The 1,560-nt window shown below is 42.0% G+C and carries 1 protein-coding gene and 2 pseudogenes; 2 read left to right on the top strand and 1 reads right to left on the bottom strand.

What is annotated here, in order from left to right:
- Positions 1–304 (top strand): SEL1-like repeat protein (locus IG80_RS0111635; RefSeq protein WP_198027397.1); only part of this gene is annotated, 304 nt, incomplete at its 5' end.
- A gap of 439 nt (positions 305–743) precedes the next feature.
- Positions 744–1,017: pseudogene (locus IG80_RS12880) on the top strand (HU family DNA-binding protein).
- A gap of 86 nt (positions 1,018–1,103) precedes the next feature.
- Here IG80_RS12880 and ssb read toward each other — a convergent pair.
- Positions 1,104–1,346: pseudogene (gene ssb, locus IG80_RS16620) on the bottom strand (single-stranded DNA-binding protein); the annotation flags it as partial.
- Positions 1,347–1,560 lie beyond the last annotated feature (214 nt).

Raw genomic sequence — 1,560 nt, forward strand, 5'->3', positions numbered from 1 at the left:
AGGCCTATGTACCCTTGCCTTGCATCATGAGATAGAGGGCAAGATGAATCAAGCCGAGTTTTATTACCGCCAAGCTGCAAACCAAGGCAATACAGAAGCACAACTCAATCTAGGGGGCCTTTTAGAGCATCAAGGGAATCTTGAAGAAGCTGAAGGCTACTATCGCCACCCTGCAGAACAAGGATGTTCCCCTGCCCAAAATAGCTTAGGGTTTTGTCTTGAGAGAAAAGGGGACTTCCAAGGCGCCTTCCTGAACTATGGGAAAGCAGCAAGGAAGGTCATAAGCTTGCTTGTCTTAATTTAGCTTATCTCCTTGAACAACACCCTGAGCTCTTTAATGGGTCCCCAGAAGAAAGGATGCAGGAGATTGACCACCTTCGAAACAGAGGAAAGGAAATGTACAATCCATGGTCTCAAGCCCGTCGCTTAAACCTTAGCCTTTAGCCTACTTTTATAGCTTTTGGCCTTGTCCCACTGGACTGACCTTAGCAAGACCAATAAATATTACTAGAACCTCCCATAATGCTGAAGAGTTTATGAGGATCCAGGTATGTTCCATATTGTGGCAATCATGCAAAAACTATTGTATATCATCTTTGGCGTCCTAAAAAAGGAACACCCTTTTTAAGCGCTCGCCTATCAAAATAAATTATAAAAGGGGCTTACACCTAACGCAATATCTTCCCTATTCTCCCACCCCATAATTCATGGTAGAATTCATTACTTTGAAGAAAGGATAAAAGATGAATAAATCTGAGCTTATAAATGAAATTGCAAAAGTCGTTGCCTCTAAACAAGAAGCTGAGCAAGGTTTTAAGGCTATCTTTGAGTCCATTAAAGAAGCTCTCCAAAAAAGGGGAAGAAGTTCGCCTCACAGGATTTGGAAGTTTCAAAGTGAATGGAAGAGCGGCTCGTACAGGCAGAAATCCAAGAACAGGGCAAGAGATTAAGATTGCTGCAAGCAAGGTTCCTACTTTTAAGCCAGGGAAAGAACTGAAAGACGCGGTTAACGCTTAACCGCCAACAAACCAACGAGGAGATAAAGTTTTCACGTTAACTTTTGTCTCTTAGCTACCTCAATATAAAGCCCCCTACTCTCTTCCTTAGAATGGGATTTCACTTAAAGAGTTATTGGATGAATTTTCAGTATGATTTCCAGTGCTCATATATCCTAAGGTTGGGCTTGGGTTTTCAGCTTCTGCTCGCCCCTCAAGCATCGTCAGTTCCCCTTTAAACTTTGGAAGCACAATTTCAGTCGTATATTTCTCTTGCCCTGTTTGGTCAGTCCACTTTCTCGTTTGGAGTTGGCCTTCAACATAGACTTTAGCGCCTTTACGAAGATATTTCTCACAGACATCGTAATAACTTCGTATAGCATACATTATACGAAGTTATACGATTGGGTTTACACGAAGAGGGACTCCTTTTGGGGGCTTCTTACTTTTAGAAAAACCGCTGGAGATGCATTTATTGCAGAAATGAAGCCCCTACACCCATCCATAAAATAGGGAATCTCCCAACACAGCATAAAACTGCTTTTAGAGGTTATTGATAATAAGG

This window comes from Candidatus Paracaedibacter symbiosus (genome assembly GCF_000757605.1).
In the GTDB taxonomy this organism is placed as follows: Bacteria; Pseudomonadota; Alphaproteobacteria; order Paracaedibacterales; family Paracaedibacteraceae; genus Paracaedibacter_A; species Paracaedibacter_A symbiosus.